Annotated in this window: 14 protein-coding genes; 8 read left to right on the top strand and 6 right to left on the bottom strand. The window is 42.0% G+C overall.

Annotated features, from left to right (window positions below; all coding sequences use genetic code 11):
• Nucleotides 1-2: 2 nt before the first annotated feature.
• The 3 genes from QFZ87_RS05465 to QFZ87_RS05455 form a co-directional block, all read right to left on the bottom strand.
• Nucleotides 3-680 carry a FadR/GntR family transcriptional regulator gene (locus QFZ87_RS05465; RefSeq protein ID WP_309858776.1) on the bottom strand — a complete coding sequence of 226 codons (678 nt, stop codon included), beginning with the start codon at nt 678-680 and terminating at the stop codon, nt 3-5.
• 166 nt (nt 681-846) lie between these two features.
• Entirely contained in the window at nt 847-1791 is a 945-nt protein-coding gene (gene manA, locus QFZ87_RS05460; RefSeq protein ID WP_309858773.1) for a mannose-6-phosphate isomerase, class I, read from the bottom strand.
• Between the two features lie 207 nt (nt 1792-1998).
• Nucleotides 1999-2187, bottom strand: coding sequence for a DUF4177 domain-containing protein (locus QFZ87_RS05455; RefSeq protein ID WP_309858770.1), 189 nt, complete (start codon nt 2185-2187; stop codon nt 1999-2001).
• 180 nt (nt 2188-2367) lie between these two features.
• On the opposite strand from QFZ87_RS05455, the gene QFZ87_RS05450 reads away from it, so the two are divergent.
• A complete protein-coding gene (locus tag QFZ87_RS05450) occupies nt 2368-3132 on the top strand; it encodes an SDR family NAD(P)-dependent oxidoreductase (RefSeq protein ID WP_309858767.1) in 765 nt (254 codons plus the stop codon).
• A gap of 31 nt (nt 3133-3163) precedes the next feature.
• Nucleotides 3164-3469: an ArsR/SmtB family transcription factor gene (locus QFZ87_RS05445; protein WP_309858764.1), complete on the top strand. Its 306-nt coding sequence runs from the start codon at nt 3164-3166 to the stop codon at nt 3467-3469.
• A 17-nt stretch (nt 3470-3486) separates the two neighbouring features.
• Here QFZ87_RS05445 and QFZ87_RS05440 read toward each other — a convergent pair whose 3' ends face one another.
• The gene (locus QFZ87_RS05440) at nt 3487-4347 is read right to left on the bottom strand and encodes an ADP-ribosylglycohydrolase family protein (RefSeq protein ID WP_309858761.1); all 861 of its coding nucleotides are present in this window, start codon (nt 4345-4347) and stop codon (nt 3487-3489) included.
• 154 nt (nt 4348-4501) lie between these two features.
• Here QFZ87_RS05440 and QFZ87_RS05435 point away from each other — a divergent pair, with 154 nt between their 5' ends.
• From QFZ87_RS05435 to QFZ87_RS05420, 4 genes are all read left to right on the top strand, one after another.
• Nucleotides 4502-4966, top strand: a complete 465-nt coding sequence (locus tag QFZ87_RS05435; protein ID WP_309858759.1) for a MarR family winged helix-turn-helix transcriptional regulator — start codon at nt 4502-4504, stop codon at nt 4964-4966.
• Between the two features lie 306 nt (nt 4967-5272).
• The gene (locus QFZ87_RS05430; RefSeq protein WP_309867658.1) at nt 5273-6685 is read left to right on the top strand and encodes a DHA2 family efflux MFS transporter permease subunit; all 1413 of its coding nucleotides are present in this window, start codon (nt 5273-5275) and stop codon (nt 6683-6685) included.
• An 82-nt stretch (nt 6686-6767) separates the two neighbouring features.
• Nucleotides 6768-6974 (top strand): hypothetical protein, encoded by a 207-nt coding sequence (locus tag QFZ87_RS05425; RefSeq protein WP_309858757.1) that lies wholly within the window; start codon nt 6768-6770, stop codon nt 6972-6974.
• Between the two features lie 86 nt (nt 6975-7060).
• A complete protein-coding gene (locus tag QFZ87_RS05420) occupies nt 7061-7279 on the top strand; it encodes a spore germination protein (protein ID WP_309858754.1) in 219 nt (72 codons plus the stop codon).
• 60 nt (nt 7280-7339) lie between these two features.
• Here QFZ87_RS05420 and QFZ87_RS05415 read toward each other — a convergent pair whose 3' ends face one another.
• Nucleotides 7340-7789, bottom strand: a complete 450-nt coding sequence (locus tag QFZ87_RS05415; RefSeq protein ID WP_309858751.1) for a VanZ family protein — start codon at nt 7787-7789, stop codon at nt 7340-7342.
• Between the two features lie 345 nt (nt 7790-8134).
• On the opposite strand from QFZ87_RS05415, the gene QFZ87_RS05410 reads away from it, so the two are divergent.
• Both QFZ87_RS05410 and QFZ87_RS05405 read left to right on the top strand, forming a co-directional pair.
• On the top strand, nt 8135-9487 hold the full coding sequence (locus QFZ87_RS05410) for an MDR family MFS transporter (RefSeq protein ID WP_309858749.1): 1353 nt from the start codon (nt 8135-8137) through the stop codon (nt 9485-9487).
• 329 nt (nt 9488-9816) lie between these two features.
• A complete protein-coding gene (locus QFZ87_RS05405) occupies nt 9817-11886 on the top strand; it encodes a glycerophosphodiester phosphodiesterase family protein (protein WP_309858747.1) in 2070 nt (689 codons plus the stop codon).
• 55 nt (nt 11887-11941) lie between these two features.
• On the opposite strand, the gene QFZ87_RS05400 is transcribed toward QFZ87_RS05405, so the two are convergent.
• A complete protein-coding gene (locus tag QFZ87_RS05400) occupies nt 11942-12748 on the bottom strand; it encodes a prohibitin family protein (RefSeq protein WP_309858744.1) in 807 nt (268 codons plus the stop codon).
• Nucleotides 12749-12894 lie beyond the last annotated feature (146 nt).

Raw genomic sequence — 12894 nt, 5'->3', positions numbered from 1 at the left:
GCCTAGATGCGGCGGACGGTGTGTTCGACTGCATCTATGATTTTATTAAACTCTTGTAACGCATAAGCTGGGTCGCGCTGTTTGATGCCGTCAAGCATCGTGCTGTGGAATGTCAGGGTGTCACTGAAAATATGTTCAATGCCAAACGGCTTGCTCCAGAGTTTATTGAAGGTGTCGGAGACGGATTCGGCGACACTTTCTAGCAAGGGGTTATGGGAGGCTCGATAAATGACTTTATGAAATTCCCAGTCCACTTCAGATGAATCAATCCCTGCATCTCTTAGCCGGATGACTTCAGTGATCAGCTGGTCCATTTCTTCGATTTCTTCATCGGTTGCTCTTAGCGTTGCTAATTCTACGGCTTTTCCTTCTAGCGCTCTACGCAGTTCACTTATGTGGAGCAGATAGTTTTTTTCCTGCTCTACATCTATTTTGGCTTCGATTTTCAAACCGTCTCCTTCTTTCACGAAGATGCCTTTTCCGTTTTGGACCTCAATAACATCGAACCCTTCAAGGTAGCGTAAGCCCTCGCGGATGCTCGAGCGGCTCACACCGAGAATGCTAGTCAGTTCGGCTACAGACGGCAGTTTGTCCCCCTTTTTCAATTGATGGTCATTTATGTATTTCTTGATTTCTTCCGCGATCATTTCGTGCATTGATACTTTTTTGATCGTTTTCATGAGACGGTCACCTTCTCTCTCATTTTCTACTATACGACTGTCCACCTATCTGATAGGTAAAGTTTATTCTGAATATTTTAAAAAGTCAATTTTATTTTAAGATAACAAGAAGGGGACAGTCCCCCGGCGCTTTAAAGCGCTGAGGGACTGTCCCCTTCTTTCTTATTTACGTATGTGAAACAATCAATTCGCAATTGCCGTCAATTTCGAATCGGCCAACTCCAACAGGGAGTATAAAGTGCGTTCCTTTGTTCAAATTATAGGTTTCACCTTGATGGACAAGGGATCCTTCACCTTTAATTACGCTGAATAGCACGTATTTGTCTGCAAAAGAGAAGCTAGCCTTTCCGTGGACATCCCATTTGTACACAGAAAAGAACTCTGATTCGACAAAAGTAGTTACCGTTGCGTTCTCTTCCTCTTTCACTCGAGGTGCCGTCTCTGCATCTTGGTGTGGAACAGTCGTTACCTCAATCGCTTTTTCCAAATGAAGTTCACGTAAATTACCTTCCGCGTCGCGGCGGTCATAATCGTATACTCGGTAAGTGGTATCAGAACTTTGCTGTGTTTCTAGCACAAGTGTGCCTTCGCACAACGCGTGAATCGTGCCACTTGGTACATAGAAAAAGTCCCCTGGCTTAATTTTTACACGACGAAGGAGATCAGTCCATTTTCCTTCGTTGATCTGTTCTACTAATTCTTCCCTTGTTTTCGCATTGTGGCCGAAGATCATGTCAGCATCTTCTTTACAATCGATGATGTACCAGCATTCTGTCTTTCCTAGGTCTCCATTTTCGTTAACCTTTGCATACGCATCATCTGGGTGCACTTGCACGGATAAATCCATATTTGCATCTAAAATTTTCGTTAATAGAGGAAACACTTCTTCTTTTGGATTTCCAAAAAGATCCGGATGCTTGGTCCATACCTCATCAAGAGTCATCCCTGCATATGGACCATTTTCAATGATGGAAGGACCATTTTGATGAGCAGAAATTGCCCAACATTCTCCTGTATGTTCGGATGGAATCTCATATCCAAACTCTTGCTTTAGGGCTGTTCCTCCCCAAATTCTCTCTTTAAAGACAGGCTTCAAAAATAACGGCTGCATGTAATCAATTCCTCCTGCTCTATGTAGTCACTTGTGGAGAGTTGTGTCGAAAGGGGTCTGTCCCCTTTAGCATTCGAACCATCCTCCTATGATAAATAAATAGTTCCTGCAAAAACTAAAAATGAACTCATTCACAAGAATACTCCATTTCCAATTTAGAAGCAAAACAAAAACTGACCATCATGAACCGTGATAAAGTTCCCCCTTCTACTCCACTCGTCTCTTTAAGATGATTTCAAAATAAGCGGCTGCCCCATAGGCTGCTGTTCCTGGAGCAAAAATCTGCACTAATTCCCATCCAGACTTTTCATGCTCTATTATTATGTCTTGATAGCTTTCTTTTGGTTTGCCTCCAAACATGGTTAAATCTACTTTCACAAACTTATGCTCGTACATTTGTAATCACTCCTACATCTAATAAACTACCTAATAATACGCTCAGTAGAATTAAAGGTTTCATATTTTTTCCATTCCCACTTCTCATTGACATTTAGTTGTTCTTTAATTATTATATGTTTAAACACTTAAACATTTAAACACTCGAACATATATATACAACTTATGGAGGTCTTTTTTATGAAAAAAACGGCATTAATAACCGGTGCAACCAGCGGCTTAGGCTATGAGTTTGCAAAACTGTTTGCGAAGGATGGCTATAATCTTGTTTTGGTTGCTAGAAACGAAAACACTCTTAATGAAATGAAACAAACTTACTCAAATGTGGAAGTAACTGTCATTTCTAAAGACTTAAGTGTTCCAGGAGCGGCGAAGGAGGTTTTTGAAGAAGTCGAACAAAAAGGGCTTTCGGTTGACGTTCTTGTGAATAATGCCGGCTTCGGTTTAATGGGCAACTTTGATGAACTCGATATCCAAAAGCAGACCAATATGATTCAATTAAACATCACGGCCCTAACGGAACTTACCTACTACTTCCTGCCTAAAATGAAGCAACGAAACAGCGGCAGAATTCTGAATGTCGCAAGTACGGCGGCATTCCAGCCTGGTCCATTGATGGCTGTTTATTTTGCGAGCAAAGCCTACGTTCTTTCCTTCTCGGAAGCACTTGTGGAGGAGCTTGCCGGTACCGGCGTAACTGTAACCACCCTTTGCCCTGGTGCCACAAAAACGAACTTCGGTGCGGTGGCGAGTGTCGAGAACTCGAAAATGTTTAATCAAGCGATGTCCTCGGATGTGGTGGCAAAACAGGGGTACGAGGCATTGATGCGCGGGAAACGTGTCATTGTGACAGGCGGCTTAAATAAAGCAGGGGTGCTTGGGGCAAAATTTATGCCAAGAAGCGTAGCGGCGAAAATATCCAAATATGTTGCAGGGGAAAAGTAACATTTTTATGCAAAAAGGGGGAAAGTTAGGCATGGCCCAACAAGCAATCGATGTATTTCGTTCATGTATACCGTTATTTACCGCTCTAGCGGACCCGGCAAGGCAGGACATTATCCTGTTGCTTGCGGAAAAGGAACCGTTAAGTGTCAATGAGATCGCCGAGCAGTCGAACCTATCGCGCCCGGCCATCTCCCATCACTTAAAAATCATGCGCGACACCCAACTCGTCGTCAGTGAACAAAAGGGAACCCAGCGCTATTATTCCCTTTCACTAGACCAGAGTGTCGCACAATTAAAGCAGCTAATCCAGATCGTTGAGAGCGAGTGCATTTTGTGACTTGCTCTGTTTTTATTTTAGGTAAGTTTTATAGCTAATTCTTCTAACTCAGCCTTCACCAACAAAACCTCACAATACTCTCTTGGGAGCATCTTATACCCGCATGATAATCCAGCCAATCCCCCTGCAATTGCAGCGATCGTGTCGGAATCGTGCCCTTCATTCGCAGCTCCAATCACAACGTCGGAAAAGGATTCACTAGTTAGCAGGCAATACAACACCCAACGCATGGTATCAACTACATATCCGCTTGGGTGGCACGATGGCTTCTCCCCACTCAGGGCTGATTCATAGATGGTTCCTTCGATTTCCTCTTTGATAGCTACCTTTATAGCTTTGCCTCGTAGGACATGCCAGGCTATTCGGTTATATATAACGCAAGCTTCGTCTGCTTTACCATCATAATGAGTCATCTTCGATTGATTTCGTGTAATGGCCTCCACCTCTTCAATGTCCTGGTAGGCTAGGGCAACTGGCAGACAACGCATAAGCGAACCGTTCCCTGCTGTCATTTTGTTAAGAGATTGATAGTGTGCTTTTTTAGCCGTCTCAAACCAATTACCATCATAGAGCCCCAAAACCGTACGTATGATGATTCCTATATCCTTTGGTCGGGAATCATACCATTTAATAAACTCTTCTCCAATGGCCTCCACGGGATTTTGTGGATTTTTTAAAATCCCCCGTGCTACGCAGATTGTCATAGCTGTATCATCTGTGGTTTCTCCCTTTTCTAAGTCCCAAACGCCTCCACCGATTATGTCCGTAACCCGACCATATTTATGTTCGATTTCTTCTTTATTTAAGAATTCGGTGGTCCCGCCTAACGCGTCACCAATTGCAAATCCAAATAGTGCACCTTTGATTTGATCTAACATACACTCACTCCCTGATATTGCATAACACTTCCATTTTAACCCAAACACTCAAAAACTTATATACTTCTTGGAGGACTTTAATTGATCTCTTTGGCACCAGGGATGCTTTTGAATGTAAACCAAATTGACATCCAATCCCGGATTTTGTATAGTAATGGCGATGATTAGGATTGGAGTGAATCGTTTGATTTCAAACTCTGAATTACAAGATTTAGATCTTATCGATTTAATAAGTGAGCGTCATAGTTTGGTTCGAAAAATAGCCGAGAAAGCCTGGAACGATCAAAGTGAGATTTATATTTCAAATTCTGAATGGTATATCATGGCTAGGATTTATCAAAAACAGCCCAGCATTTCGTATGTGACAAAAAATGTAGAGATTTCTCGTCAGGCGATACATAAGTTTATCCAAAAACTTGCTGAAAAAGGATTAGTCGAAATCAAAAATGTAGAAAACAATAAGAAAGAAAAGTGCATTCAATTAACTGATTTAGGAGAAGAATGCTACGAAAAAAACGCAGCCCTCAAAGCCCAACTTGAGAATAAAATTGCCGCAAAAATAGGTTCGGAGCAAGTAACACTCCTTAAAAATCTATTAAAATTAGATTGGGATATTTAATATAAACATCCATTCCCCCCCCTGCTTTGTTCATCTAAATGACAACGAAGCGGGGGTTTTTTTTTATAAAATAGTCAACTCGGTTGATAATAACTCAACAAAATATATCGTCAACTAAGTTGACATAATGAAAAATGATTTGATATAGTTAACAGACCGTTTAGTATCCGGGGGTGTGCTACGGAAATGGATCTGGCTGAAAAACGAAAACACGTCCATCTTTTTCGGCAAAGGGGATATTTCACAAAAAATAATTGATTGAAGGAGTTTTAATAAGTGAATCAACAAATTAAAACAGCGCCGATTATGGCTGCCCTTTTAGTAGCAGGCTTTGTCGGGCTTTTTAGTGAAACTGCATTGAATATTGCTTTAGGGGAATTAATTCATATATTCCATGTGAATGCGACAACGATCCAATGGTTAGCCACCGGCTACTTTTTAACATTAGGGATATTAGTACCCGTCACAGGGATTTTGATGCAAAAATTTACAACAAGACAGATGTTTATGACTTCCATACTGTTAACGCTGGCCGGGACCATTTTAGCAGCCGTCGCACCCGTATTTGGCATTTTATTGGCGGGACGTATTATTCAAGCTGCAGGGTTAGCCATTGCTTTACCTTTAACGCAAAATGTTATTTTCACCATCTTTCCTCCCAATAAACGCGGTGGCGCTATGGGGGTTATGGGCTTAGTTATGTTGGCGGGTCCAGCACTTGGTCCAACTTTAGCAGGACTGATTTTAGATACATTATCATGGCATTGGATATTTTGGGTGACCATCCCTTTCTTACTGTTCTCTCTTATCTTCGGGCTCCTTTATTTACCGAATGTAAATGAAGTACGGACGGTTAGGATTGATGTTGCATCTATTATTCTATCGACGATTGGATTCGGTGGGATTGTGTACGGAGTCAGTGTGGCCGGTGAGTATGGTTGGACAAGTACCACTGTTTTTGGAACCATCATTATCGGGGTGGTCGCACTCATAATTTTTGCGATTCGTCAAACGAGAATGGAGAATCCGATGCTCAATTTAAAGGCGTTCCAGTACCCACTTTTCATTCTTGGTGTCATGATGAGTTTTATCACGTTTTTTAATATGTTATCCATGCTTGTAATTTTACCCATGTACACGCAAATGGCTCTATTAATTGCTGCTTTTACAACAGGTCTGATCCTTCTACCAGGCAGCTTACTTAACTGTATATTAGCTCCAACCATTGGTCGTTTTTTTGACGTGTATGGTCCGAGGGCGGTGATTACACCTGGAACCATTTTAGTAGCCATCGGTTATGTATGTTATTCACAATTTGGAACAGGAACGGCTTTATGGATGATTGTAGTCACGCATATTGTCATGATGTTAGGGATAGGAGCGGTACTTGCTTCTGTACAAACAAACACACTCAATTCGCTTCCGAGAGAGTACTACCCAGATGGAATTGCTTTAACTCAAACGATACAACAAGTGGCTGGCGCTATTGGTATTGCGATAATGGTATCAATTTTTTCTGCAAGACAGAATGGTTACTTAGCCACTGTTACGAATGGACCAACTCAAGCAGCAGCAACGGGGTCTTCACTGGTATTTAAAATCAGTTTAGTATTAGCTGTGATCAATGTTGTACTGTCTTTCTTCATCAAAAGCCCAAGATACGTTTCTGTAAGGGCTAAACCTTCAGTGAATTCGGTGGATTCTTTAAATAGAGCGTAGAATTATCATGGTAGATGGCAAATCATAATGTGTTATTCCCCTTCTTGATGGAATAAAATGTACAAGCGAGGGGGAACGGTGAGTGGATATCCATGGACTTTTAAGCTTTATCTTCTTGAAGGTAAAAGAGTTTATCATCTTTTATCTATGCATCTTACTGGGGGAATGGTTTGCGGAAAAGCACGGCTGGAACCTATTTGAACGAGCCTGGCTCATCACCATCATCGCCTTATCCATCATCACCTTTGTCTTCTGGGCCTACTTTGGGAGAAGCCTGAGATGGTTCTAATAGTTTTGGGGACTGTCCCCGTGAACTAATTTAATGACCTTTGCATAGATTAGATTACATGATTAACTAATAAGGGATGTTTGGATATGTCGTTGGGACCTGGGCAAGTGAAGATTAATACAGTGAGTGGTGGTTTGGTTCAGTTTGGCGGAGCGGTGTTTGTTTCGCCGAAAAGCGCCTCAAAAAGTGCCTATGGTTCAGGAGCCGCCAATACTGGTGCTCACATCATAACGGTTACTGGAACAAGCGCAACAAATAATTTAGATTCTGATGTTGTCGATCAGCCAATTGTTAATGATAACTAGAATCATAAAAATAAAAAGAATGAATGAGCAGGTGCTGGTGAGTGCTCTTTCATTCTTTTTTTAATAGGCCCTCGTCATCTTCCTTTTTCTCTTAAATAGATACACAACCGACAAAACGATCAATGCCCCAAAGGCATCAATTAGGACATCCTTATAAGTAGCCATCCTGCCTGGCATAAAGGATTGATGATATTCATCGCTCATCGCGTATAGGGACGTTATGCCCCATGCGAATATGTATGGAAAACGAGTGGTTTCCAGTGATTTGAACAGTAAAAAGGCCAGGATACCAAATGCCGTCAGATGTGTCGCCTTTCGGATAAAGAAGTTTAGCACCTCAATCACCCCATGGTCCGCACTTGGTGTATCGATGCTTTTATGTTCTGTATCAACTACCTTTTCAATGGTCTTTGACGTATTTTCCCCCGTAAAGTACGGAAGCTGGGTCGCACAAAAGATCCCCGTCATCCATATGATAGCCGCTATAATCCACCATTTTCTTTTTCCCATGTGCAAAACCTACCTTCTTTCATAAAAATGAATACCCCTATTCTACAGGAAACTAGTATTGTTAACTAATTTTCTACACGTTTTTATAGAATATCTACACACTTTGCCTATTTATCTACACAAATTCCCAAGATATCTACACACTTTTCCCTTTTATCTACACAAATCCCAATAATATCTACACATTTTAGAAGGATATCTACATATCTATTAATTAGGCCTATCACAGTGGCCAAGAACCTCGCTGCATTCTTCTTGACAGCCACCAAAAATTGCTTTAATATATCTCAAGTTCAAGATTTTTACAGTGCGGAAAATTTTTCAATAATAAAAGGGGTTATATAGATGAAAAGCAGAACAACTGTGATGGTTAGTATTGTTCTTGCGATGCTGGTTGCATCCATCGATTCGACAATTATGAATACGACGATGCCCATCATTGCAAAAGAGTTAGGCCGATTTGACCTCTATGCGTGGTCGTTCGCGTCTTACATGATTACCAGTACCATTCTTTCACCTGTGGCTGGTAGATTATCCGATTTATTCGGTCGTAAAAAAGTATTTGGTACTGGGATCCTCCTATTTTTAGTAGGCTCGCTCCTTTGCGGGATGTCCGCCAATATGATTCAATTGGTTATTTTCCGCGCCGTGCAAGGGATTGGCGCTGGATTCATGATGCCGTTCCCTGCCATCATTGCCGGAGACTTGTTTTCTGTTGAAAAACGAGGCAAAATTCAAGCCTTGTTTACGGCGATGTGGGGCTTGTCCGCCGTACTTGCACCATTGCTAGGGTCTTTCTTTGTAGAGTTTATGACCTGGCGCTGGATCTTCTTCGTCAATCTGCCGGTGTGTATCATTTCGTTTATCACCCTGCTGCCTTACAAAGAAAATTACCAGCCGAAAAAAGCGAAGGTCGACTACATCGGCGCCATTCTCTTCGCTGTCGGTGTCACGTTCCTTCTATTAGATACGATTGTTAAGGACAATCGCGTCCTTTACGCAATCATTGGTATTGTCTTCTTAGTTGTTTTTTACTTTTTTGAAAAGAAACAAGAGTCACCAATTGTTCCACTTTCTATGTTTAAAAATAAGATGATTTCTCGCATCAACATCAATGCCTTTATTGGGACGACCGCTTTATTTGGGGCTTCCAGTTTTGTTCCCTTATTCTTGCAAAATATCGCTGGGCTATCGCTGTTCCTTAGCGGTGTGGCCTTACTGGGAACGGCAATTGGTTGGATGGCCGCAGCTGTTCCTGCAGGTAAATGGATTCTAAAATACGGATATCGCCTCCTGTTGATTATCGGGAATGCGTTATTATTCCTTTCTGGCGCCTTGTTAACCCTGCTTGATCCAAGCCATGGTTTCTGGTTTATTTTCTTAGTCATGATTGTTCAAGGATTGGCGTTCGGTCTCCTCACAACGGTTGGAATGATTGGCGTGCAGCAGCTTGTAGGGGGGCATGAAAGAGGTATATCCACTTCCTTCTTCATGTTCTGTCGGAATATGGGGACCGCGATTGGTGTAACCATCATGGGCGCATTATTAACAAGCGGAGCCAACTTCATGCAAGGCATTCACCATCTCTTTATATTCGGTTTTGTAGGTAGTATCTTAGCCTTACTCACCTCCTTCCTGATCCAAAAGGACCCATCCTCCGAGCAACAAGGCTTGGTGGCTAAACCGAAAATGAGTTAAAAAAAATGCGGGGACAGTCCCCCGGCGCGTTAAAGCGCTGGGGGACTGTCCCCATTTTTAGTAAGCAGAAAGTCCTGTTTTTCCCTCATTTACCGAATATTCATACTCTATTAATAGCCACTTTACAATTCTCCTATATTTTTAAACTCGTAATACATAAACATATAGGAGATGAGTGTAAATGAAAAAGAGTCTTAATTGCTGGCATTGCTTGTCTATCTCTTTCGGTAACTTCAGGAGCTCCCTTAGCCGTTTTAGCCCACCCGATTCAAATCTCAGCTACTGATAATGGACAAACCACCTTACGTCCACTCTCCTCTGATGTAGCAGTGATCGCCCACCGTGGGGCATCTGCCTATGGCCCGGAACATACACTGGCAGCCTATAAGCAGGCTATGACGATGAAGGCTGATTATGTGGAATTTGATTTACAAATGACTAAAGATGGTCAGTTGATTGCCATGCACGATGAGACCCTGTCGAGAACCACAAATGCAAAGGAACTTTATCCAGACCGGGCACCATGGAGGGTAAAGGATTTTACGCTCGAAGAGATCAGCCGTCTGGATGCAGGCTCATGGTTTAATAAAGCCTATCCGGATAAGGCAAAAACACAATACATTGGACAGCATGTACCAACGCTCGAGGAAGCCATCAAATTTGTCAAACAGCATGGAAATGGAAAAGTTGGTCTTTATATGGAAACAAAAGCACCGAGCGTTTATCCAGGAATGGAAGAGAAATTAATCGAGATCTTGAAAAAAACGAATGTCCTTGATGACGAAAAGCTTTTTCTCGAATCATTCAGTGAGGATAGCCTTCGTAAATTAAAAAATCTTGTACCTAATGTAAAGCTGATTCAACTATATACAGGAGGTATGCTTGCAGGTAAGGATGTGTACCAAGAATTGAAGCGAATCTCTGACTATGCTGCCGGTGTAGGTCCTAGTAAGGAGCTTGTTGTTCCGAAACTAATGGAAGCCGCTCATCAGAACCAACTTCTTGTCCATCCATGGACAGTCAATTCCCAGGATGATATGGTATCCTTGCTTTCTCTTGGTGTGGACGGAGAGTTCACAAACAATACTGACCTTCTCGTTGATTTACTGGAAAAGCCTTTTATTTCACATGGGGTAGCAAGCGGGGATATAACGGATTCGGCAGCGATTTTATGGGCGCGTACAAATGAAGATGCTAGAGTTCAGTTTGAAATTTCGACTGACAGCAGTTTTAAACACGATACAATCGTCAAAACGAGCCATGCTGATGAAGAACATGATTATACGGTAAATGTAAAGGTTAACGAATTAAAGCCTGATACAACTTATTATTACCGGGCGCATGCTGTTTCCAGCAAGTATACCGTGAACGGTTCATTCAAAACCGCACCGGAGGAAAACAGCTTAAAGCCAATGACGATGGTTTGGGGCGGAGATACCGGGGGCCAGGGAGAGATACCTCCATTTAAATCATTCAAAGCGATGTCCGTTTTAAATCCAGACTTCTTCCTGTTTAGCGGTGACACCATTTATGCTGATAATAAAACACCAGCAGTGCCTAACCCACCTTCGGAAAAAGTGCAGGATTTCTGGGCGAAATATAAAGAAAACCGTACCGATGCAGGCTTGCGCAGCCTCCTGCAAAAAACAGGAACATTTGCCATATGGGATGATCATGAAGTAACCAATGATTTTTCAGGTCCATCACAACCCCTTACTCCGACTGGTTTACGGGCATTTAAAGACTACTGGCCAATGTCAAGCGAACGCAGTTCAGAGGACAAGCTTTATCACAAGTATTCTTGGGGTAATACAATGGATATGATTATTCTAAACAACCGGGGATACCGTTCACCTAACACACAGGGTGATGGAGCAGATAAGACTATGCTTGGTGAGGAACAGTTAGATTGGTTAAAACAACAGCTTTTAACTTCAGATGCAAAAGTGAAGCTTGTAGCGACTTCCGTACCTATCTCTGTACCAACTGGAAAAGCAATGGCTAGGGATGGATGGGCGAATGGCAATCAAGTAAACCCAAATGATCCAACAGGCTATGAGAACGAATTCAAAAAAATCTCTGATTTTATTATTGAAAAAGGAATCAAAAACGTTTTTTTCTTCACAACAGATGTGCATTTTGCAGATATCATCAAATACGATGCCAATCAGGATGGGAAAACGGATTATAACGAGCTAATCAGCGGTCCGATTGGAGCTGTGAAAATTAATCCAGGCACACTTGATCCCACCTTTGGGCCCGAGAGATTATATGCAGAAGGGAATTTCTTCAACTTTGGCGTGTTCCGAATTGACCCTTCAAACAAAGAAGCTACAGTTGAAATCCGCGATGAAAATGGTAAAGTCCATTTCAGTCATTCTTACCAGCTAGAAAATTAACATTTTGGGGACAGTCCCCTAGCGCGCTAAAGCGCCGGGGGACTGTCCCCTCTTTCTATTTTTGTTTCTCGAGCCCATTTACATCAATAAACGGGGTTGCCCCACCTGTGACACTTGGCAGGCGGCCATCCCATTTCTCCAACGCCTTCTCTTGAACTTCAATTTGTTTTAATTGGATTAACTCCGGCGTGACTTCTTGCTTTTTCAAGCGTAGGGCTTCTGCTTCTGCCCCTGCCTGAGCTACCTTCTGCTCCGCTTCAATTTTGATTCTCTCTAAATCTCTTTGTGCCCTTAACGCGTTTTGTTCCGCTGTTTGCTTGGCTTCAATCGCTTTATTGAATTCTTCACTGAAAGCAAACTCTTTAATATTAATATCTTCTAGAATCATATGATATTTTGTTAATTTAGCAGCAAGCATCTCTTTTACTTTTGCTGATACTTCTGGGCGTTTGGAAATCAATTCTTCTGCTGTATACAGTGCAGTAATTGCCTTTAACGATTCAGCAATCGCTGGATCAACAATTCTGGAACGATAATCCAGTCCGATTTCTTGATATAATTTATTCGCGGCTTCTGCATTAACTGAAAAGTTGACGGCCACATTTGTTGTAACGATTTGCAGATCCTTGGAGGCAGCAGTCTGGGAGCTTTCTTCTTTTTGTACCCGTACCTCAATCGGTTGAACGGTTTGGATAAAGGGAAGCTTAAAATGAAACCCCTCCGTTAAAATCGTCGGTTTAACTGCACCTAATTGTAAAAGTACGCCTCGATAACCGGACGCAACAGTAGTAGTCGAAAAGAAGCCAATGACTAAAATAACAATCGCAATGACTCCACCTATAATAGATTTCTTATATTGCATGCTGCTCCCTCCTTATAAACTCGAACCAAGCGAAGCTACCCCACTTTTCCACAGAAGAAAGACCGTTTAGATAACTGTATGAAAACAGTTCCAACTTTATTCAACAAGAACAGATGGCTCACTCGGGACTTTTAGACTGTGACGCT

It is taken from the genome of Bacillus sp. SLBN-46 (assembly GCF_031453555.1).
In the GTDB taxonomy this organism is placed as follows: domain Bacteria; phylum Bacillota; class Bacilli; order Bacillales; family Cytobacillaceae; genus Neobacillus.
The sequence above is the reverse complement of the archived record's forward strand: the minus strand, read 5'-3'. Positions and strand labels throughout refer to the sequence as shown.

Bases quoted from the DNA above. Each gene is read 5' to 3' on its own strand.
- QFZ87_RS05430 (WP_309867658.1), top strand. From the start codon at position 5,273: ATGGCTGCCCTTTTAGTAGCAGGCTTTGTCGGGCTTTTTAGTGAAACT.
- QFZ87_RS05445 (WP_309858764.1), top strand. From the start codon at position 3,164: ATGGCCCAACAAGCAATCGATGTATTTCGTTCATGTATACCGTTATTT.
- QFZ87_RS05435 (WP_309858759.1), top strand. From the start codon at position 4,502: ATGGCGATGATTAGGATTGGAGTGAATCGTTTGATTTCAAACTCTGAA.
- QFZ87_RS05420 (WP_309858754.1), top strand. From the start codon at position 7,061: ATGTCGTTGGGACCTGGGCAAGTGAAGATTAATACAGTGAGTGGTGGT.
- manA (WP_309858773.1), bottom strand. From the start codon at position 1,791: ATGCAGCCGTTATTTTTGAAGCCTGTCTTTAAAGAGAGAATTTGGGGA.
- QFZ87_RS05440 (WP_309858761.1), bottom strand. From the start codon at position 4,347: ATGTTAGATCAAATCAAAGGTGCACTATTTGGATTTGCAATTGGTGAC.
- QFZ87_RS05410 (WP_309858749.1), top strand. From the start codon at position 8,135: ATGAAAAGCAGAACAACTGTGATGGTTAGTATTGTTCTTGCGATGCTG.
- QFZ87_RS05465 (WP_309858776.1), bottom strand. From the start codon at position 680: ATGAAAACGATCAAAAAAGTATCAATGCACGAAATGATCGCGGAAGAA.
- QFZ87_RS05400 (WP_309858744.1), bottom strand. From the start codon at position 12,748: ATGCAATATAAGAAATCTATTATAGGTGGAGTCATTGCGATTGTTATT.
- QFZ87_RS05455 (WP_309858770.1), bottom strand. From the start codon at position 2,187: ATGTACGAGCATAAGTTTGTGAAAGTAGATTTAACCATGTTTGGAGGC.
- QFZ87_RS05450 (WP_309858767.1), top strand. From the start codon at position 2,368: ATGAAAAAAACGGCATTAATAACCGGTGCAACCAGCGGCTTAGGCTAT.
- QFZ87_RS05415 (WP_309858751.1), bottom strand. From the start codon at position 7,789: ATGGGAAAAAGAAAATGGTGGATTATAGCGGCTATCATATGGATGACG.